Origin of the sequence: Acidithiobacillus sp., from assembly GCF_027322205.1 — a bacterium.
Taxonomy (GTDB): Bacteria; Pseudomonadota; Gammaproteobacteria; order Acidithiobacillales; family Acidithiobacillaceae; genus Acidithiobacillus.
In genome coordinates this window covers 1-20,339 of sequence record NZ_DAHVHY010000026.1, presented here as the reverse complement: position 1 = coordinate 20,339, position 20,339 = coordinate 1, and the positions used below count along the sequence as shown (strand labels likewise).

Genomic DNA, 20,339 nt, shown 5'->3' with positions numbered 1-20,339 from the left:
CCCTGTTACCCTCCGCGTTTTAAGGTCAGCATAATACATTTTTCTAGCATTCGGGATGGTCCCGCATGTTTAGCGCATTTCTGCGCGAACGCCCACCTTAAAAGGAGTCATTATGGCCGTAATAGAACTCACGCAAGACAATTTTGAAGCCGTTGTCAGCGGCAACGATATGGTAATCATCGATTTTTGGGCCTCCTGGTGCGCGCCCTGCAAGGCTTTTGCCCCCACCTTTGAGGCGGCTGCGGAAAGACATCCGGATATCGTCTTTGGCAAGGTCGATACTGATACGGAGCAGGAGCTGGCTGGCTCTTTCCAGATTCGCTCCATTCCTACGCTGACCGTTTTCCGTCAGCAGATCGGGATTTTTTCGCAGGCAGGTTCACTGCCTGCCAGGGCGCTGGAGGAAGTCATTCAGCAGGCGCTGGCGCTGGATATGGACAAGGTCCGCGCAGAAATTACCGATCAGCCGGACGTGACGACGCACTGAGCACCTCTCTTGCGCTGATCCAGGAGCCTGCAAATCTAAAGCAGAGAACCGGCCGGGCAAAGCGATTACCTTATGAGATTAACCCCCCCCGGCCGACACATGCCGCACCCCCAGAAAATGCATGTTCAGCGGAATTTCTATTTTACGGGTTTGCTCCGCGAGCTGCTTTGAGAACGGCATATATGGGAAGGAGAGCCGAATAATCCGTTCCGCTGCCGCATCCAGGGCCTTGTTCCCCGACGACTGCTCCATAATGATATGTTCAAGACCTCCTTGCGGATTCAGTACTACTTTGACCTTGAGTTGCCCGACCATCTCTCCCGGGTAATTGAGATCGCCGATCCGCTCCAGTTTCTGTATCCATCCGGCGATATAAAAATTTGCCACTGGTCCTTTCGGATTCTCGAACTTCGGTAATGGCGGGCTGGCCGTTGCGGCACGGGCCACCTGATCCATCTGTTGTTCCAGCCTGCCGATGCTGAGATGCGGCAAAGGTTGCGCGCTGGGAGATACCGGTGTCATCTCTGGTGACACCCGCTGCGGCAGCGGATGTGCCCGCGCCGGGACACGGCGGGGTTGTGGCACGGGTCGCGAGCTGGGCTGCGGACGTACGGTCGGTGCAACCCGATGTGGCACTACTACCGGCCTGCTGGGGGGCACGACTCGTGGCGTGGTTGGACTGGGCGCTTGGGGCCGAATGGGTTTCGGCATGATGTGGAAGGTCTTGTGGACCGTTGTTTGATTCGGTAACGACTGCATTTTCGGCTTCTGAATATGGACAAAGAAAAAAATACCCGCTGCCATAAGCAGGGCAGAGAGCAGCAGCCAGGGCAGCAAGCCCTCGCTCCAGTGGGGTTTTTCTTCGGGAACCAGAAAATAAAACTTGTGTTCAGCGATGGCCAATCGTCCTAACCTCGCGGCAACGCCGCCCCACGCAATTCAAATCGCCCACGCTCCGCGGGTACTGGGCCATAAGCTTGAATCATCGATCGCCCTGAGTAAAGGCGGTGCACCGCACTCAGGCCGCCTGCTTCTGCACACTGGGGATATGGGGTAGAAATGCGGCCAGCACACCGAGCAAGGGCAGAAAAGCGCATATCTGATACACCACCTGAATACTCCAGACGTCCGCCAGTTCCCCCAGCAATGCGGCACCCACGCCGCCCAACCCAAAAGCCAGCCCGAAAAACAGGCCGGAAATGGTCCCGACCTTGCCGGGTACCAGCTCCTGTGCGTAAACCACAATAGCGGGGAAGGCCGACGCGAGCAGGAAACCAATGATCACCGTCAAAATAGCGCTCAGCGTCAGGCCCACATAAGGGAGCGTGAGAGTGAAGGGCGCGATCCCCAGCAAAGAGACCCAAATTACCTTCTTGCGGCCAATCCGGTCACCAATCGGCCCACCCATCAATGTTCCCGCTGCCACCGCCGCGAGGAAAATGAAAAGGTGCATCTGCGCTTCCTGCGTCACGATATGAAAGCGCTGCATCAGGTAGAAAATCAGGTAGCTGCTGATGCTGGTCAGATACAGAAACTTGGAGAACATCAGCGCGACCAGAATGATCATGCTGCGTCGCACCAGTTTGGGAGGCAGCAAGGGCGCCACGATCTTTGCCGTTGGCCTTTTGGGCTGACGGTGCTGATGCTGATACCAGCGCCCCACGAAAGAAAGAATCACGATGGCCAGTAACGCCGCCAGTGAAAACCACGACAGGCTGTGTTGACCGTTAGGCATGACGATAAAGGCGGCCAGCAATGGACCTACCGCCGAGCCCACATTACCACCCACCTGAAAGATGGACTGCGCCAGCCCGTGGCGCCCGCCAGAGGCCATCCGCGCCACCCGCGAGGACTCAGGATGGAATACCGATGAACCCAGGCCCACCAACGCCGCCGCCAATAACAGCACTTCATAATTCGGAGCCACGGATAGCAACAGTAGTCCGCCAAAGGTAAACAGCATGCCGAAGGGCAATGAATAGGGCATGGGGTGGCGATCGGTAAAACGCCCGACCAACGGTTGAATGATGGATGCGGTCAACTGATAGGCCAGGGTAATCAACCCGATCTGCGCAAAACTCAAGTCAAAATTACTTTTGAACAGCGGATACACCGCCAGCATCAGCGACTGAATGCTGTCATTGAGAAAATGTGACACGCTGATGGCGCCGAGCACCTCGAAGCGGGTGACATCGCCGGCTGCGCTCGGAGCACTACCGACCTTTTGCAGAAACATGGCTGAAGCCTTTAAGATATGGACGGCACGGATTTTAGGGTCTGGCGAACGTACCGTCCAGTCTGAATCTTCGTTATCCCTTGCCCCGAGGACTGGGCCTAGTGTTTAATTGGCGAACATGGAAAAGCACATGAACGATGAATCGTCCCCTGTGGAAGCCCCCACAGACTTCGCAAGCACCTTGGATGCCTTGGAAGAGACCGTTCGCCGCCTGGAAGGGGGGCAGTTGGGTCTGGAAGACTCTGTCGCCCTTTTCCAGCGCGGCATGGAACTGTCCAAGCGCGCCGAGGCGCAGTTACAAAATGCCCGGCAGACCGTGGAAATATTACTCGGAGAGGATGCGGTTCCCACTCCGCTTACTCAGGAAGAAGACGTATGACCTTGGATGCCGCTGTGAACAATGAAACTTTTGCACAGTTTCGGATGCGCTTGGTGCAGCGCACCGAAAGCGTTCTGGGGACACTGCTGCCTGCGGCGCACGTACTGCCTGCGCGTCTGCATGACGCCATGCGTTACAGTACGCTGGGTGGTGGTAAGCGCATCCGTCCCTTGCTGGTGTATGCGACGGGTGCCTGCCTGGGGGTGCCACTGGAGCATCTGGACCGTCCTGCGGCGGCACTGGAAATGATTCACGCCTATTCGCTTGTGCATGACGATCTTCCGGCCATGGATAATGATGATCTGCGCCGTGGTCAGCCTACCTGTCATCGCGCTTATGACGAGGCCACCGCTATTCTCGTGGGCGATGCTTTGCAGGCACAGGCCTTTCAGGTGCTGGCTGAGCCGGGTTGGGGAGTGACTGCCGAATGGCAGGTGCAGATGCTGGTAACTCTCGCGCAAGCCTCTGGCTCGCGAGGTATGGTAGGCGGGCAGGCCATTGACCTAGCCGCAGTGGGGCATGAATTGGCCTTGCCCGCATTGGAGCAGATGCACCTGCACAAGACGGGCATGCTCATTCGCTGCGCCGTACAGTTAGCGCTCTGCGCCGCGGGCATTGGTGAGAAAGAATCCAAAGGCGCAGCGCTGCTGCGTTATGCCGACCGCGTCGGGCTCGCCTTTCAGGTACAGGACGATATCCTCGACGAGATTGGTGACTTGCAACAGACCGGAAAAGCGCAACAAGGCGCGGATCGCAACCGTAACAAGCCCAGTTTTGTTACCTTGCTCGGTCTTGTAGAGGCGCAAAGCTATGCCCGACGTCTGCTCGACGGGGCTTTGGAGGCTTTGCAGTCCTGGCAGACAGAAGCCGATTACCTCCGCGCTCTGGCGTGCCTCATTGTAGAGCGGAATAAATGAGCGATTTGTTGAGGGACATTCCCACGCCCGCCGCGCTGCGGCAGATGTCGCGCAGCGAGCAAAAAGGTGTCGCCAAAGCGGTGCGCCAGTTTCTCCTGGAAACGGTCAGCCAGACGGGTGGACATCTCTCCTCCTGTCTGGGGGCGGTGGAACTGACTGTGGCGTTGCACGCGGTATTCAATACACCAGAGGATCGCCTGGTCTGGGACGTCGGCCATCAGGCTTATCCCCACAAAATTCTGACCGGGCGCGGCCCGCTTTTTCCCAAGCTGCGCATCAGGGACGGTCTCTCCGGCTTCCTCAAGCGGGACGAAAGCCCCTATGACAGCTTTGGCGCCGGTCACTCCAGCACTTCTATCAGTGCCGGTTTGGGGATGGCCGTGGCTGCCAAGCTGGGGCATAAATCACGGGAAGTGGTGGCGATCATTGGCGATGGTGCCATGACAGCGGGCCTCGCCTATGAGGCTTTGAATAACGGTGGCGTCCTGGATGCCAACTTGCTGGTCATCCTCAATGATAATGAGATGTCTATCTCACCCAATGTGGGGGCGGTATCCCAATATCTGACGCGTATCCTCTCAGGGCGTTTCTATAACACGGTACGTGAGGGTGCGGGGCAGGCTCTGAGTTTTGTACCGCCCTTGCGTGAACTGGCGAAAAAGGCGGAAGAGGGTGTTAAGGGACTGGTGACGCCGGGGACCCTGTTTGAGGAAATGGGATTTCATTATTTCGGTCCCATGGATGGCCACGATCTGGATGCGTTGATCCCAACTCTTGAAAACCTAAAAAAAATCAGAGGACCACGCTTGCTCCATGTCATCACCAAAAAAGGAAAGGGCTACGGTCCCGCCGAGCAGGATCCCTGCGGCTATCACGGAGTGACCCCGTTTAATCGGACGGATGGCAAAATGGCCAAGAAATCCGCCTGCGCGGCCAGTTACACACAAGTTTTCGGCGATTGGCTCTGTGATAAGGGCGCGGAAGAAAAGCATCTGGTCGCTATCACGCCGGCCATGCGCGAGGGTTCCGGGCTGGTGCGTTTTGAGCAGTTGTTTCCCGATCGCTATTTTGATGTGGGTATTGCCGAGCAGCATGCAGTGACTTTTGCAGCGGGCTTGGCCTGTGACGGCATTCACCCGGTGGTCGCCATCTACTCCACCTTCCTGCAGCGGGCCTATGATCAGCTCCTGCATGATGTGGCGATCCAGAATCTGCCGGTGCTTTTTGCCATTGACCGCGCGGGATTGGTGGGAGCCGACGGTGCCACTCATCAGGGTGCCTTTGACATGGCCTATGCGCGTTGCATTCCCAATCTGGTCATTATGGCACCTAAAGATGAGCAGGAAATGCGCGACATGCTCAACACGGGCTTTACCTATCAAGGGCCAGCACTGGTGCGTTATCCGCGGGGTAACGGCCTGGGCTTGACGCTGGACAGGGATTTGTCACGGCGGATCCCCATCGGTAAGGCAGCGGTTCTGCGGGAAGGTAAGGAACTGGCGATTCTCGCCTTTGGTACTCGGGCAACGGCAGCCATGGTGGCAGGTGAGGCCCTCGATGCCACTGTCGTCAATATGCGTTTCGTCAAACCGCTGGATACGGAATTACTGATCGGTCTGGCGCAAAGCCATCGGGCGTTCCTGACTGTGGAGGAAGGCTCACGCATGGGGGGTGCCGGTAGCGCCGTCGCGGAGTTCCTGCTCAACGAGGATGTCGTGCGGCCCATACGTTTGCTCGGTTTGCCCGACACCTTTATCGAACAGGGCGATGCCAGCCAATGGCTTGCCGATCTGGGTCTGGATGCCACAGGGATCGAGAAATCCGGTAGGGAATTACTCGCATTGCTTGCCCAGTTACCGGCCTGGGCGTAGTATTTGAGCGATTGAGTCCACTATTCCCAAGAGAGGTCTGCGGTGAGAGATTGCGCGCTTGAAGTCCTGGAAGATGTACAGGGTCGCGCTGATCCGCGGGCTATTGCTATCCAGCAGGTGGGTATCCGCGCCGTGCGCCATCCCATGCAGGTTCAGGATCGTGACGGGGCGGTGCAGCCCACCGTCGCTCAGTGCAATATGTACGTGAGTCTGCCTGCGCATCTGAAAGGCACACACATGTCACGCTTCATCGAGATACTGAACGCGCATGAGAACCCCTTCAGCGTGGAGAACTTTGGCGCAGCGGTAGAACAAATGCGGCAGCGTCTGGAAGCGGACTCGGCTCGGCTGGAGATGCGTTTTCCGTTCTTTGTTCAGAAGGCAGCCCCTGTATCCGGTGTCAGGAGTATGCTGGATTATGAGGTGGAACTGATAAGTGAGGTTACCCCGGCAGGTTATTACCTGACCGTCGGTGTCATGGTGCCCGTAACCAGTCTTTGTCCTTGTTCCAAAAGCATTTCGGAATATGGTGCCCACAACCAGCGTGCCCATGTCTGGGTCCATGTGCGCGCCCGCGAAACGGTCTGGATTAAGGATATTATTGATCTGATCGAAGCGGAGGCATCCTGTCAGCTTTACGGCGTGCTGAAGCGCCCCGATGAAAAATATGTCACGGAATACGCCTATGACCATCCCAAGTTCGTGGAAGATATGGTGCGGGATATCGCGCTGCGGTTGCAGGAGGAACCGCGCGTGCAGTGGTTTTCGGTTTCTTCCGAAAACTTCGAGTCGATTCATAATCATTCGGCTTATGCCATGATTGAAATGGAAAAATAACCTATGGCGGGAAGCGGCATCGGCGAATGTTTCCGGGTCAGCACCTTTGGTGAGAGCCATGGTGCCGCTATTGGCTGCATCGTCGATGGCTGCCCGCCGGGCATGCCGCTCAACGAAGCCGATATCCAGATTGAGCTGGATCGCCGCCGCCCCGGTCAGTCACGCCATACCACCCAGCGTCGGGAAGCGGATCAGGTCGAAATTCTCTCCGGTGTCTTTGATGGTCTGACCACCGGTACACCTATCGGACTGCTGATTCGCAACACGGACCAACGCTCACAGGATTACAGCAAAATCAAAAACCTGTTTCGTCCTGGTCATGCCGATTACACTTACTTGCAGAAATATGGCCGGCGCGATTATAGGGGGGGCGGGCGCTCCTCGGCGCGGGAAACGGCGACCCGGGTCGCTGCCGGGGCCGTCGCCCGTAAGTTTTTGCGCGAGCGTCTTGGCGTGAACATACAGGCCTGGATGGCGCAGATGGGTCCCCTCCATGCCGAGAGTTTTGATGCGGCGGAAATCTCCCGCAATGACTTTTTCTGTCCTGATGCCCAGGCTGCGATCCGTATGGCCGACTTTCTCGATGCCTTGCGCAAAGAAGGGGACTCCATCGGCGCGCGGGTAGATGCGCGGGTGACCGGCATGCCGGTCGGCCTCGGTGAACCGGTCTTTGATCGTTTGGAGGCGGATATTGCCAAGGCGATGATGAGCATCAACGCGGTCAAGGCCGTAGCCATGGGCGATGGTTTTGCCGTGGTAGAGCAGCGCGGCAGCTATCATGGGGACGCGATAACCCCCACGGGTTTTCAGAGCAATCATGCCGGCGGCGTCCTTGGCGGCATTTCTTCCGGGCAGGATCTCACGCTGTCCGTGGCCATCAAACCGACCTCCAGTATTCGCATCCCGCGGCAAAGCATCGATGTGCACGGTCAACCCGCCGAAGTGATCACCACAGGGCGCCATGATCCCTGCGTCGGCATCCGCGCAGTCCCTATTGTCGAGGCTATGCTGGCGCTGGTGATCATGGACCACTGGATGCGTCACCGTGCCCAGAACGCCGACGTGCAGGCACCTCTGCCTCCCATCTCCGCCTAAGTTATGCAGGCAGACCGAGAAGGGGGCTGGCTCGCCACCTTCTATTTCCTGTACTTTTGCGCGCTGGGCGCGTTCATGCCCTACTGGGGTCCGTGGTTGCATGCCCAGGGCCAAGGCCCTCTGGCCATCGGCGTCCTCACCGCCGCCGTGCAGTTCAGCAAGGTGCTGGCGCCCAATCTCTGGGGCTGGCTGGCGCACTTCTGGGGAAGTCGGCGGATCGTCCCCTGGGCGGCGCTGATTACGGCGGCGGGTTTTCTCTCCTTGTGGCTGGCCCATGGTCACTTTCTGCCCCTACTGCTTATCACTCTGACTTTTTCCTTCTTCTGGGCGGCGACGCTGCCCCTGGTGGACGCCACCACCATGGACTGGGCACAACGCCGTGGCACCGCCTATGGGCGCATTCGACTCTGGGGCTCCCTCGGATTTATCGCCCTGTCACTGGGCATGGGCGGGCTAATCGCCCGCTGGGGGATGACCGCGTTTTTGCCTGGTATCGCCATTTTTCTGGTGGCCGCATGGTGGGCCAGTTGCTATTTGCCCTATGGCGTGCTGCCCGCCGCCGATACACCACGCCCCCGTCTCAGCGGCACACTCCGCCATGTGAGCCTCTGGTTTTTCCTACTGGCGGGTTTGCTGGAGCAGGCTAGTCATGGCGCCTATTACGCGTTCTATTCCATCTATGCGGAACAGCACGGTCTGGGGAGTGCCGCTGTCGGGATGCTGTGGGGATTTGCAGTGCTTTGCGAAGTCGCCTTTTTCTGGTGGGGGGATCGTTTTATCCGGCGCTGGGGCGTGCCCCTGGTATTCACCGGCGCATTTATTCTGACCGCCCTGCGCTGGGGGGTGATTGCCTGGTGGCCGGGACTGATATGGATCATTCTGGTGCAGACCCTGCACGCGGCCAGTTATGGCGCCTTTCATCTGGCGGCCGTACATTGGTTAGCGGACCGCTTTCCCGGTGTGCTGCGCGGGCGCGGTATGGCCCTGTATGCGAGTATCGTTTATGGTTTGGGGGGAGGTCTGGGCGCGCTCGGAGCCGGCTGGACCTGGGCGCATTGGGGCGGACAGGGCACCTTTGCCGCAGCAGCACTGCTGGCGCTTTTGGGTGCGTTCTTCCTGATCTGGGCACTACAGCCCGCACCGACGCTTGAAAAAGAGGCCGGATGATCCCATTTCCTGAGCAATGCCAATCTATGGGAGTGACTCCATGCGTACCGATAAACTGACCACCAAATTTCAACAGGCTTTCCAGGATGCCCAGAGTCTCGCCTTGGCCCAGGATCATCAGCAGATGGAACCCGTCCATCTGCTGATTGCTTTTCTTGATCAGGAAGGCGGCATCGCCCGTCCGCTCCTGTCAAAAGCCGGCGTACGGGTCGACGCCCTGCGCAATCAGTTGAACCGCGCGCTGGAGTCCATGCCGAAAGTACAAGGGCATCCGGGCGAGGTGCAGGTGGGCCGCGATCTCACCAACATGCTCAATCTGGCCGACAAGATGGGCCAGAAGCGCGGCGACACGTACATCTCTACCGAACACTTCCTGCTGGCCTTGATGGACGACAAGGGCGAGGCGGGGCGACTCCTGAAAGAGGCGGGTGCCACCACCAAGGATCTGGAACAGGCCGTCCACGATCTGCACGGCGGGGAAAAAATCAATGATGCCAATGCCGAAGAGCAACGTCAGGCGCTGGAGAAATATACCATCGACTACACCGAGCGGGCCAGTCAAGGCAAGCTGGACCCGGTGATTGGCCGTGACGACGAAATCCGCCGAACCATTCAGGTATTGCTGCGGCGCAGCAAAAATAATCCGGTCTTAATCGGCGAGCCGGGGGTGGGCAAGACGGCTATCGTCGAAGGACTGGCTCTGCGCCTGATTAACGGCGAAGTGCCGGAATCTTTGCGTGATAAGCGCCTGCTGGGTTTGGATTTGGGCGCACTGATTGCGGGTGCCAAGTTCCGCGGCGAATTCGAGGAACGCCTGAAGTCCTTGCTCAACGACTTGGAGAAGAGTGAAGGCAAAATCATTCTTTTCATTGATGAGATTCATACGCTGGTTGGGGCAGGAAAGGCCGAGGGCTCCATGGATGCGGGCAACATGCTCAAGCCAGCGCTGGCGCGGGGTGAATTGCATTGCATCGGCGCCACCACCTTGGATGAATACCGCAAATACATCGAAAAAGATGCGGCTCTGGAGCGCCGTTTCCAACGGGTGCTGGTGGACGAGCCCAGTGTGGAAGACACCATCGCTATTTTGCGTGGCCTGAAAGAACGCTATGAAGCCCATCATGGCGTACGCATTACCGATCCGGCACTGGTCGCCGCGGCACAGCTTTCACACCGCTATATCACCGACCGTAATCTGCCTGACAAAGCCATAGATCTGATGGACGAAGCCGCCTCCCGCATCAAGATGGAAATCGATTCCAAACCTCAGGAACTGGATGAACTGGAGCGCCGCATCATTCAGTTGAACATTGAGCGCGTGGCACTGGAGAAGGAGAAGGATGAAGCCAGCCGCAAGAGACTGGGTATTCTGCAAAGTCAGATCAGTGAATTGGATCGCAAATATCAGGAGTTGGAAGAGGTCTGGAAAGGCGAAAAGCTGGCCATCGAAGGTACCTCGCAGATTCAGAAAGAGCTGGATCGCAGACGCGTGGAACTGGATACAGCGCGTCGCGCCAACGATTTAGAGCGCATGGCGGAACTGCAATACAGTTCTATTCCGGCATTAGAGGCGCAACTGCGCAATGCGGAAATTCGTGCAGAATCAGGTGGTTCAAGTGCCAAACCTACCCTGCTGCGCACGGAAGTCGGCGAAGAGGAAATCGCCGAAGTGGTCGCTCGGTGGACCGGCATTCCCGTCTCTAAAATGCTGGAGGGCGAGAAGGAAAAACTCCTGAAAATGGAAGAGCGTTTGCAAGCGCGGGTGGTGGGCCAGAGCGAGGCCGTCACCGCTGTGGCCAATGCCATCCGCCGCTCCCGGGCAGGGCTGTCTGATCCCAGGCGCCCCAATGGTTCTTTCCTTTTCCTGGGTCCCACCGGCGTGGGAAAAACGGAGCTTACCAAAGCCCTGGCCGAGTTTCTCTTTGACAGTGAAGATCATCTGGTGCGTATCGACATGAGCGAATTTATGGAAAAGCATTCAGTGGCGCGCCTTATTGGTGCGCCTCCCGGATATGTGGGCTATGAAGAAGGCGGGTACCTGACCGAGGCGGTGCGGCGTAAACCTTATTCCGTGGTGTTACTGGATGAGGTAGAAAAAGCCCATCCGGAAGTCTTCAACATCCTTCTGCAGGTATTGGATGATGGTCGGCTCACCGATGGCCAGGGGCGCACGGTGGATTTCCGCAATACCGTCATCGTCATGACTTCCAACCTCGGTTCCGACCGGATTCAGGAGCTCAGTCGCAAAGGGGACTATGACGGTATGCGCGTGGCGGTAATGGATGTGGTGCAGGATCACTTCCGCCCGGAGTTCCTCAACCGCATTGATGAGCTGGTCATCTTCCATCCGCTCACCGCAGTGCAGATCCGGGAGATTGCCGGGATTCAGATGGGCTTCCTGCGGGCACGCCTGCGCGAGCGGGATATGGATCTGGTGTTCAGTGATGGCGCACTGAATCGTTTGGCCGAGGTCGGCTATGACCCCGTCTATGGCGCTCGTCCCCTGAAAAGGGTGATTCAGCGGGAAATTGAAAATCCCCTCGCCCAGAAACTCCTGCGGGGCGACTTCGGACCCGGTGAGATTATTGAAGTACTTCTTGAAGGAGACAGCTTTATCTTTGTCGGGCGGCGCCTGCACTGAGTGTACGCCGCGAAATAGCGGCGGTCCGACCGGCGATCTCTGCGCAGAACCGTGACAGGTTCTGCGTCATCTGGTTTCGCTCCAGATAACCGATAAAGCGTATCAAACCGGCTAAACCTTAGGATGCACAAGACACAACTCTGGCAAAATAAAAAGGATCCAGCCCTCATGCCGGAACCCCTTTAGTCTGCCAGAGCAAGATGATATTTTGATGACGCTGCCACAATATGCGGTACGCAGAGGCGCTTATTTTTTTGGGGTGGCCAGGTTCCGCAAAGTGCCCTCATCTTCCAGCGTGCTGATGTCTTGGGTGACCTCTTCACCACGGGCAATGGAACGCAGCAGACGGCGCATAATTTTACCGGAACGGGTTTTCGGCAAGGCGTCTGTGAAGCGAATGTCGTCAGGACGGGCTATCGCCCCGATCAGTTCGGTCACCTGCGCCCGCAGCGCCGCACCCAGTTCATCACGATCAACGCCCTGATGTTGATGTTTCAGTATAACAAAAGCACAAATAGCCTCACCCTTGATTTCATGAGGAATACCAACCACCGCCGCTTCCGCGACCGCAGGATGCGACACCAACGCCGATTCCACCTCCGCCGTGCCCAAACGATGTCCGGAGACATTGAGTACGTCATCAATGCGTCCCATCACCCAGAAATACCCGTCTGCATCGCGGCGCGCGCTGTCCCCGGCAATATAGTAACGATTACCAAACTTGGCCCAGTAGCTCTCTACATAGCGCTCCGGATTTCCCCAGACGCCCCGCAACATGCCTGGCCACGGCCGATCAATGACTAGGTAGCCACCGGCATCAGGAGCGGTGATGGGGTCGCCCTGATCATTGACAATGCGCGCGCTGATGCCGGGGAGGGGGAGGGCGCAAGAGCCTGGCTTGTTGGCTGCCACACCGGGTAACGGCGCGATCATGTGCCCCCCGGTTTCTGTCTGCCACCAGGTATCGGCTATCGGGCAGCGCCCGCCGCCAATCTGTTCGTGGTACCACATCCAGGCCTCCGGATTCATGGGTTCGCCCACCGAACCCAGGAGACGCAGGCTGGAAAGATCATGGTGCTGCGGCCATTCGTCGCCCATTTTCATAAAAGCGCGCACCGCCGTCGGTGCCGTGTAGAGAATGCTGATGCCATGCCGCGCAATCATTTCCCAGAACCGGTCCGGCTGCGGATACATGGGCGCCCCTTCATAGAGGAAGACGGTGGCGCCATTCGCCAGCGGACCATAGACCACATAGCTATGGCCGGTGATCCAGCCGATATCGGCGGTACACCAGTAGACATCCTCAGGCTTGACATCGAAAACCCAGCGGGTGGTGAGCATGGTCCAGAGCAAATAGCCGGCGCTACTGTGGAAAACCCCTTTAGGTTTACCGGTACTGCCCGAGGTATACAGAATGAAAAGCGGGTCCTCTGCTTGCATAGGTAGGGCAGGGCAATCGGCGCTCATACCGGCGATGACATCCTCCCACCAGACATCGCGACCTTCCTGCATATCGATGTCGGTGCCGGTTCGACGCAGGACAATAACCCGCCGCACGGAGTGTTCATGCTCCCGCAGCAGCGCCTGATCAGCATGGCGCTTGAGTGGCACGACCTTGCCTGCACGCCAGGCGCCGTCGGCGGTGATCAGTATCTTGGCATCCGTATCCTCCAGACGGTCCTTGAGGGCTTCCGCTGAGAATCCACCAAACACCACCGTGTGGATCGCCCCGATCCGCGCACAGGCGAGCATGGCGATGACTGCCTCTGGCACCATGGGCATGTAAATCGCGACCCGATCCCCCTTTTGCACCCCCTGATGTTTGAGGGTATTGGCAAAAAGGCACATTTTGCGGTGTAACTGCGCGTAGGTCAGGGTTTGGACGCTGCCATCCTCGCCCTCCCAGATCAAGGCTGCTTTGTGCCGGGTTGCGCCTTGCAGATGGCGATCCACGCAATTGTGCGCGACATTGAGTTGGCCATCGCTGAACCAGCGATAGAACGGGGCACGATCGGTCTCCAGCACCTGTTGAAATGGAATATCCCAGTCTAGATATTCGCGCGCCAAATCTTTCCAGAAGCGATGAGGATCTTTGGTCGCCTGACGATTCAAACGAGCAAAGGTTTCCGCATTCATATTGGCCTGCCGGGCAAAATCGGCGGGGACGGCAAAGGAGCGGGTTTCGGCTAAGGTAGAGTCAATCGATGGGGGCATGAATTACTCGGCGAGGGCGTCAATACGGATGAACAGACAACGCTTAAACATAGCACTGCGCAAACACTGTTGCCACTCAATGTGGCCAGTTGGCTCACGCTGTTGCTGCTTCCTGTACCATATTGCCTTCCAGCACATAGAGTTCGGCTTTGGTGAGTGCTGCGGGCGTCCCGAACAACACCAGCACATCCCCTGGTTTGAGTACCGTATCAGGAGAAGGTTCGCGCCCGCGAATCCCGTGGCGGCGTACCGCCACGACTGCCACCCCGAAACTGGTCAGGTTCAGTTCGCGCAGACTGAGATGGAGACCAAAAGCTGTTTCGCCCAAGGCGATAGACGCCAGTCGCGCCGAACCCTGATCTTCGCCCGGCTCCGAGCTTCCCCAGAAGGCCCCCCGAAAAAACTGGTAACGCTCCTGCCGGAAGCGTCGCACCCGGCGTAGCACCGTACTGATCGGGAAACCAATCAACAACAGAGCCTGCGAGGCCAGCATCAGTGCACCTTCGGTCACTTCCGGCACCACTTCATCGGCACCGGCGGCCTCCAGCTTCTCCAACTGACTGTCGTCATGGGCGCGGACGACTACCGGCAGATCGGGCCGCAATTCCTTGATAATGGACAAAACTCGCTGGCTCGACGTAACATTTGCATAGGTGATCACTACGGCTCGCGCCGAAAAAATCCCTGCTGCCTGCAATACATCGCGGCGACTGGCATCGCCATAAAAGATGGATTCACCCGCGGACTGCGCTTGGCGTACGCGTACCGGGTCCAGATCAAGGGCCACAAAAGGAATACCTTCTTCTTCCAAGACCCGCCCCACGCTTTGTCCCACCCGGCCATAGCCACAGAGCACGACATGGGCCTGCAAATTTGCCGAGCGGATATCAGCCAGTTGCTGATCGCGATGGCTGCGATAGCTGCCCACCAATTGGCGCGCCAGCCAGCCATTGCGCTCCACCAGGATGGGCGCCAGCATCATAGACAGGAGCATGCCGCCCAGGACCGGTTGCAGCACGCGGGCAGGCAACAGTTGGTACTGATTGGCTAACGCCAGCAGCACAAAGCCAAACTCTCCCGCCTGCGCCAGCACAATGGCTGAACGCAATGCCACGCCCGGCTCGTAGCCGAAAAGACGGGCCAGCCCCCAGACCAGTGTGCCTTTTAGCAGCAGAATCAGGGCCAGCACGATCAGGACCCAGCCCAGATTCGCCCACCACGCCGGCAAATCCACAAGCATGCCGATAGTAACAAAAAAGAGCCCCAGCAAAATGTCGCGGAAGGGCGCGATATCCGCTTCCACCTGGTAACGGTAAGCCGTCTCAGAAATCAGCATCCCCGCCACAAAGGCTCCCAGGGCCAGCGACAATCCAGCCTGCTCGGTGATCCATGCCAGACCCAGGGTCACCAGTAACACGTTGAGCATAAACAGCTCTGTGGATTTACGATTGGCCACGAACTGAAACCAGGGCCGCATCACCGGCCTCCCGATCACCAGCAAGACCAACAGCACCAGCACCGCCTTGAGTCCGGCCATAGCCAAATCATGGGGCAGATTAGTGGTCGAACCGGAGAGGGCAGGGATCAGAATCAGTAGTGGCACTACGGCCAGATCCTGGAAAAGCAGTACACTCACCGCAATACGCCCATGCCGGGTTTGCATTTCCATTTTTTCGGCCAGTGCGCGCACGACCATGGCGGTGGACGACATGGCCAGAATTCCGCCGAGAATCACTCCGGTCTTCCAGGAAAGTGGGATGAACAAAGCGATCCCGACGAAGGCCAGACTGGTCAGGACCACCTGGGCCAGCCCCATTCCGAACACCAGACGACGCATACTCAGAAACTGCGCCAGACTGAATTCCAGTCCGATGCTAAACATCAGGAAAACCACACCGAAAGCGGCGAGTTGCCGGGTACTGGCAAGATCCGGCACTACGGCCAAGGCGTGTGGACCGAGAATGACGCCGGTCAGAAGATAAGCAAACACCGCCGGCAGGCGCAGGTAACGCAGAAAGCCAACCAGCAGCACCCCGGTAGCCAGGAGCAGGATGATCGTCAACAGACCGTGGTCTTGCATGTTCCTCCTCGGATATGGCAGCACCCTCTTTGGGGCGCCCTTTATTTTTTGTAGCAGGAATGGAGGTAGGTCTGAGCCCGGATAAAGGAGCAGGACGACGGCGCCTTATAGGAAGACGTCGACTTTCTGCTATCATAGCTGGAAAAGGAGGATCACGCATGTACATCGTCACTGGCGGCGCCGGTTTTATCGGCGCCAATCTCGTGCAGGCCCTCAATCAGCGAGGCATTACGGACATTCTCGTCGTGGACCACCTGACCCGCGCCGACAAATTTCTCAATCTCACCGATCTGGAAATTACCGACTATATGGAGGCAGAGGTTTTTCTCCGCCTGATAGAGAATGGGCACCTGAAGGGCGTCGAGGCTATTTTCCACGAAGGAGCCTGCTCCGACACCATGGCCACTGATGGCCGTTACGTCATGGAAAACAACTTCGCCTTCAGCAAAACGCTGCTACATTGGTGCCAGCGTCACAATGTCCCCCTTCTCTACGCCTCCAGCGCCTCCGTCTATGGTATGACTGGCGCCTTCGTCGAGGAGCGTGCCGCGGAATCTCCGCTCAACATCTACGGGTTCAGCAAATTTCAGTTCGACCAGTATCTCCGACGGATGTGGGCAGACTTGCGCGCCCCGGTGCAGGGCTTTCGTTATTTCAATGTCTACGGTCCACGCGAGTTCCACAAAAATCGCATGGCCTCAGTGGCGCTGCATTTTTTCAAACAATACCGGCTGGACAATCATGTTCACTTGTTTGCGGGTACAGACGGCTATGCCGATGGCGAGCAACGGCGTGATTTTATCCACATTGACGATGTGGTTGCCGTCAATATGCATTTCCTGGATCACCCGCACAGCGGAATTTACAATGTGGGCACCGGGCAGGCGCAGAGTTTCAACGAGGTGGCGGTCGCCGTTATCAATAGTCTGGAACGCCGTGCAGATCGCCCGACACAAGACCTGCCTGCACTGCAGAAAGCGCAGACTATTCGCTACGTCAGCATGCCCGAAGCCCTGAATGGCAAATATCAGAGCTTTACCCAGGCAGAGGTGAGCAAGTTGCGCAGTGCAGGATATGCCAGACCCTTCCTGACGGTGGAACAGGGGGTGGATCGCTACGTACAATGGCTGGCGGAGCGGTCGGATTGATGGACGGACGGGTACTCATTACCGGGGCGGCAGGTTTCATTGGTTTTCATATGGCCCGTCGCCTGCTGGCAGACGGCTGGATTGTCAGCGGCATAGACAATCTCAATGACTACTATGATCCCGGCCTGAAGAGGGATCGCCTGACGCAACTGGAGGGGCATCCCGCTTTTCAGTTTCAGCCCCTGGATCTGGCCAATCGTGGGGCTATGCAGACGCTTTTTGCGGGACCACACTTTGACATCGTCATCAATCTGGCTGCCCAGGCGGGGGTGCGGCATTCTCTGAAAGCGCCGCACAGCTATGTGGACAGCAATGTTGTCGGCTTTCTGAACGTGCTGGAGGGCTGCCGTGCGCAGGGGGTGAACCACCTGCTCTTTGTTTCCTCTAGTTCGGTATATGGTGCCAATAGTCGCCTGCCTTATAGTGTCCATGATCCGGTAGATCATCCGGTCAGCCTCTATGCGGCTACCAAGCGGGCGGGCGAACTTATGGCGCACAGCTACGCCCATCTTTATGGCATCCCCAGTACGGGATTGCGATTTTTTACGGTCTACGGGCCTTGGGGGCGTCCCGATATGGCCTACTTCAGTTTCACGCAGAAGATTCTGGCCGGACAGCCCATCCCCGTATTCAACCACGGCCAAATGCGGCGCGACTTCACCTATATCGATGACATCATCGAAGGGGTGACGCGACTCATTCTGCATGCACCGGAAGCGCAAGATGTCTGGCCGGAAGATCCGGCAAGCAGTGCGGCACCATTCTGCATTCACAACATTGGCAACCACACGCCTGTCATGCTCACCGACTTCATCCATATTCTGGAGAAATGCCTCGGCAAATCTGCGCAGATTGAATGGCTCCCCATGCAGGATGGCGATGTGATAGCTACCTACGCCGACGTTTCGCCATTACAGCAGAGCGTGGGCTTTGCTCCAGACACCCCATTGCACAAAGGCCTGCAACACTTTGTGACCTGGTACCGCCAGTATTACGGCTGAGAGAAGCTCCCTGAATATGATGCGTAATCATCAACCGTTAACCCTTCGCAGCCGCACGGAATTCCTGTGGCGCCAATTGCGTTACACGGGGGCAGGTCTGGGTTTCATGCTGCTTTCCCTCGGAATGGGCGTGTTGGGCTATCATTTTCTGGCGCATATCGACTGGATCGACAGCCTGCTGAATGCCAGTATGATTCTCAGTGGCATGGGGCCGGTTTCTAACTTACACGGCATGGTCGCCAAACTGTTTGCCAGTGCTTATGCACTTTACTCTGGTGTTGTCTATCTGGCTGTTTCTGCGGTACTTCTGTATCCTCTAGTCGAGCGGCTTCTGAAGATTTTGCACCTTCGGGCGCTCAATACGACCTCTCCAGCACAGAGAAACCAACACCCGGAGCTCTCAGAAGACTGACTCATTACTCATCAGTGCGCCGTTTTGCCTGGGTACACAGACGAGGCAGCGGATACAGCGATGTCAGCGGCCTTTTCCTCAATCCAGCTGCGGCCGGAACGGAAGCTCATCCAGCATTTCCCCTCATAATCATATAGCTTACATTCTTTGAAGATGCGCCGAACCTCAAAAAAGCTGAAGCGCGTTTCATGAATATACTGGCCGTATTCCGCGCGCAAATCTTCGTAGGCCCCCTTCAGATGGTAGAAGGGAATCCGCGGATCCACGTGATGCGGTGTGTGCATCAAAATATTGTGGATCAGGTACTCGCTGATCTTGGAGCAACGCACAATAGTGCTGCAATAAAGTTGGCCAATGCTTTGACTCCACTCCTCTTTCTCTGAAAAGAAGGGTACTTTAGGGTGCGTGTGATGAAGAAAGACAAATAACGCGATGTAGTAGTTGAATAACAGAAAAGGCAGGATCACCGCCGCAATGACGCCCATCAGACCCGCAGCCCAGTATGCCAGCGCGGAAAAGCTGAGAAAAAACACCAGTGTCACCATTTTGCTATAGAAAAATACCCGCCGATCCTTGCCTTTGGCATCCGTCTTGAAACGCACCATGCCCGGCCACCAGATCCGCAACAGATAGTGCAGAGCGCAGGTGTAAGGGCTGCGTTCCAAGCGATAGACCATTTTCTGCCAAACCGTCTTGCTTCGATACTCTTGGGGTGTCCATGGACGCCATACCCAGTCGATAGTGGTCAGGCTGGTAAAGCCATGATGGACGCGATTGTGCCCGAAGGCCCAGAGGCGATACATATTCAGCGAGGGCAACATGAAGATTGTGCCCATGATTTCGGCAGTGCGTTTGCTCTGAAAAAGGGCGCCGTGCGCCGCATCGTGCGCCCAGACGAACATAAAGGCGACTGCCGACCCTGCAAGGAGCCCGAACAACAGCTTGAGCCACCAGGCTTCGACGAGCAGCGTACCGGCGATAGCAAACAGATAAAGAAGCGCATCGAAACCATACCAAGCTACGGCAGTAGCTGCTGAACGCTGATAACGTTCCGGCCGGATGGCCGCGCGGATGGTTTGAAGCTTGACGGGGTGCAATGCCTTGTAGTCAGCACCAGAAGAGGTAAGTGGCATGGCAATGTACTCCCTGACAAATCCATTTCGTGGCTATAATATACCCACGTATCCTAATTATGCAAATGAAAGACGGGGCAAGCCTCCGGTAAAACCGTTCTAACTGGTATTGATGGAAGGGGACGGTGCTGGTTAGACTCCCGCATGTCCAAGCAGGTAGCCGACCAGCGTAGTGGTGATCATTTGAGAGGGTTCCCCAGAAGAGAGAACGCGGAGAGCGCCCTTTATCATGGATGCACCCCCATTGGCAGCAACCGCGCCGAGGATCACCAGCAAGCAGAATGGTGGTCGTAAACAGGACAGGCAGCACCTCGCTGTGGAATACGAAAGCGGCGATCAGCACTGGGAATATGGAGCCACATACAAACAAAAGATGCGGCTGAGGCTAAAGCAGTTCGCCAGGCCGGGCCATGGCCATTTCCGTCAGGCCTGGTTCATCGCGCGCATGCACGCGAGGGTGTCACGTTGCATAAGTTGTGCAGCGACTTGCAGGGCCAGTGCTTCGTCGGGGCTGCGCGCCATATAAATATCGCGGAGCTCAAGAGAGATCTTTAAATTGGGATTCTTCTTCATCTCCCGTCTTTCAATCTCAAGATCCGCCAACTGGGTATCGGCCTGTGAACTCACGGATACCTATTCACCGGCCGCTATAGCAAAGGCGCCAGCGACCAGCGCTGCGGCACCAGCGAGTAAAATTTGTTCGTGGCTCGCCCGCCCAGCC

At 57.2% G+C, this 20,339-nt stretch carries 17 protein-coding genes; 11 read left to right on the top strand and 6 right to left on the bottom strand.

Annotated elements, in window-relative coordinates; translation table 11 throughout:
- The first annotated feature begins 112 nt into the window (after nt 1–112).
- Nucleotides 113–487 (top strand): thioredoxin, encoded by a 375-nt coding sequence (gene trxA, locus M7F93_RS06025; RefSeq protein ID WP_298170604.1) that lies wholly within the window; start codon nt 113–115, stop codon nt 485–487.
- Between the two features lie 78 nt (nt 488–565).
- On the opposite strand, the gene M7F93_RS06020 is transcribed toward trxA, so the two are convergent.
- A complete protein-coding gene (locus tag M7F93_RS06020) occupies nt 566–1,390 on the bottom strand; it encodes an energy transducer TonB (protein WP_298170603.1) in 825 nt (274 codons plus the stop codon).
- Between the two features lie 115 nt (nt 1,391–1,505).
- Nucleotides 1,506–2,723: an MFS transporter gene (locus M7F93_RS06015; RefSeq protein ID WP_298170601.1), complete on the bottom strand. Its 1,218-nt coding sequence runs from the start codon at nt 2,721–2,723 to the stop codon at nt 1,506–1,508.
- Between the two features lie 130 nt (nt 2,724–2,853).
- Between M7F93_RS06015 and xseB the strand changes: the two genes are divergently transcribed.
- Genes xseB through clpB form a run of 7 tightly spaced genes read left to right on the top strand, consistent with a single transcriptional unit; the run spans nt 2,854 to nt 11,630 of the window.
- A complete protein-coding gene (gene xseB, locus M7F93_RS06010; RefSeq protein ID WP_298170598.1) occupies nt 2,854–3,102 on the top strand; it encodes an exodeoxyribonuclease VII small subunit in 249 nt (82 codons plus the stop codon).
- A complete protein-coding gene (locus tag M7F93_RS06005; RefSeq protein ID WP_298170595.1) occupies nt 3,099–4,019 on the top strand; it encodes a farnesyl diphosphate synthase in 921 nt (306 codons plus the stop codon). Before xseB ends, M7F93_RS06005 begins: the two co-directional genes overlap by 4 nt.
- Nucleotides 4,016–5,890, top strand: coding sequence for a 1-deoxy-D-xylulose-5-phosphate synthase (gene dxs / locus M7F93_RS06000; RefSeq protein WP_298170592.1), 1,875 nt, complete (start codon nt 4,016–4,018; stop codon nt 5,888–5,890). The genes M7F93_RS06005 and dxs overlap by 4 nt, the downstream gene beginning before the upstream one ends.
- A 42-nt stretch (nt 5,891–5,932) precedes the next feature.
- Nucleotides 5,933–6,727, top strand: coding sequence for a GTP cyclohydrolase FolE2 (gene folE2 / locus M7F93_RS05995; protein ID WP_298170589.1), 795 nt, complete (start codon nt 5,933–5,935; stop codon nt 6,725–6,727).
- Between the two features lie 3 nt (nt 6,728–6,730).
- Nucleotides 6,731–7,822, top strand: a complete 1,092-nt coding sequence (aroC, locus tag M7F93_RS05990) for a chorismate synthase (protein ID WP_298170586.1) — start codon at nt 6,731–6,733, stop codon at nt 7,820–7,822.
- 3 nt (nt 7,823–7,825) lie between these two features.
- Nucleotides 7,826–8,989 (top strand): MFS transporter, encoded by a 1,164-nt coding sequence (locus M7F93_RS05985; protein WP_298170583.1) that lies wholly within the window; start codon nt 7,826–7,828, stop codon nt 8,987–8,989.
- Between the two features lie 40 nt (nt 8,990–9,029).
- Entirely contained in the window at nt 9,030–11,630 is a 2,601-nt protein-coding gene (clpB, locus tag M7F93_RS05980) for an ATP-dependent chaperone ClpB (protein WP_298170580.1), read from the top strand.
- Between the two features lie 246 nt (nt 11,631–11,876).
- Here clpB and acs read toward each other — a convergent pair whose 3' ends face one another.
- Both acs and M7F93_RS05970 read right to left on the bottom strand, forming a co-directional pair.
- Entirely contained in the window at nt 11,877–13,844 is a 1,968-nt protein-coding gene (gene acs / locus M7F93_RS05975) for an acetate--CoA ligase (protein ID WP_298170576.1), read from the bottom strand.
- 94 nt (nt 13,845–13,938) lie between these two features.
- A complete protein-coding gene (locus M7F93_RS05970; protein ID WP_298170573.1) occupies nt 13,939–15,924 on the bottom strand; it encodes a monovalent cation:proton antiporter family protein in 1,986 nt (661 codons plus the stop codon).
- A 158-nt stretch (nt 15,925–16,082) separates the two neighbouring features.
- On the opposite strand from M7F93_RS05970, the gene rfaD reads away from it, so the two are divergent.
- Genes rfaD through M7F93_RS05955 form a run of 3 tightly spaced genes read left to right on the top strand, consistent with a single transcriptional unit; the run spans nt 16,083 to nt 18,485 of the window.
- Nucleotides 16,083–17,072: an ADP-glyceromanno-heptose 6-epimerase gene (gene rfaD / locus M7F93_RS05965; RefSeq protein ID WP_298170570.1), complete on the top strand. Its 990-nt coding sequence runs from the start codon at nt 16,083–16,085 to the stop codon at nt 17,070–17,072.
- Nucleotides 17,072–18,073 (top strand): NAD-dependent epimerase/dehydratase family protein, encoded by a 1,002-nt coding sequence (locus M7F93_RS05960; RefSeq protein ID WP_298170626.1) that lies wholly within the window; start codon nt 17,072–17,074, stop codon nt 18,071–18,073. The genes rfaD and M7F93_RS05960 overlap by 1 nt, the downstream gene beginning before the upstream one ends.
- A gap of 16 nt (nt 18,074–18,089) precedes the next feature.
- A complete protein-coding gene (locus M7F93_RS05955; protein ID WP_298170567.1) occupies nt 18,090–18,485 on the top strand; it encodes a hypothetical protein in 396 nt (131 codons plus the stop codon).
- Nucleotides 18,486–18,496: 11 nt separating this feature from the next.
- On the opposite strand, the gene M7F93_RS05950 is transcribed toward M7F93_RS05955, so the two are convergent.
- Together M7F93_RS05950 and M7F93_RS05945 are read right to left on the bottom strand one after the other, a co-directional pair.
- On the bottom strand, nt 18,497–19,618 hold the full coding sequence (locus M7F93_RS05950; RefSeq protein WP_298170563.1) for a fatty acid desaturase: 1,122 nt from the start codon (nt 19,616–19,618) through the stop codon (nt 18,497–18,499).
- A 423-nt stretch (nt 19,619–20,041) separates the two neighbouring features.
- Complete coding sequence (locus tag M7F93_RS05945; protein WP_298170560.1) at nt 20,042–20,245, bottom strand: VIT1/CCC1 transporter family protein; 204 nt, start codon at nt 20,243–20,245, stop codon at nt 20,042–20,044.
- Nucleotides 20,246–20,339 lie beyond the last annotated feature (94 nt).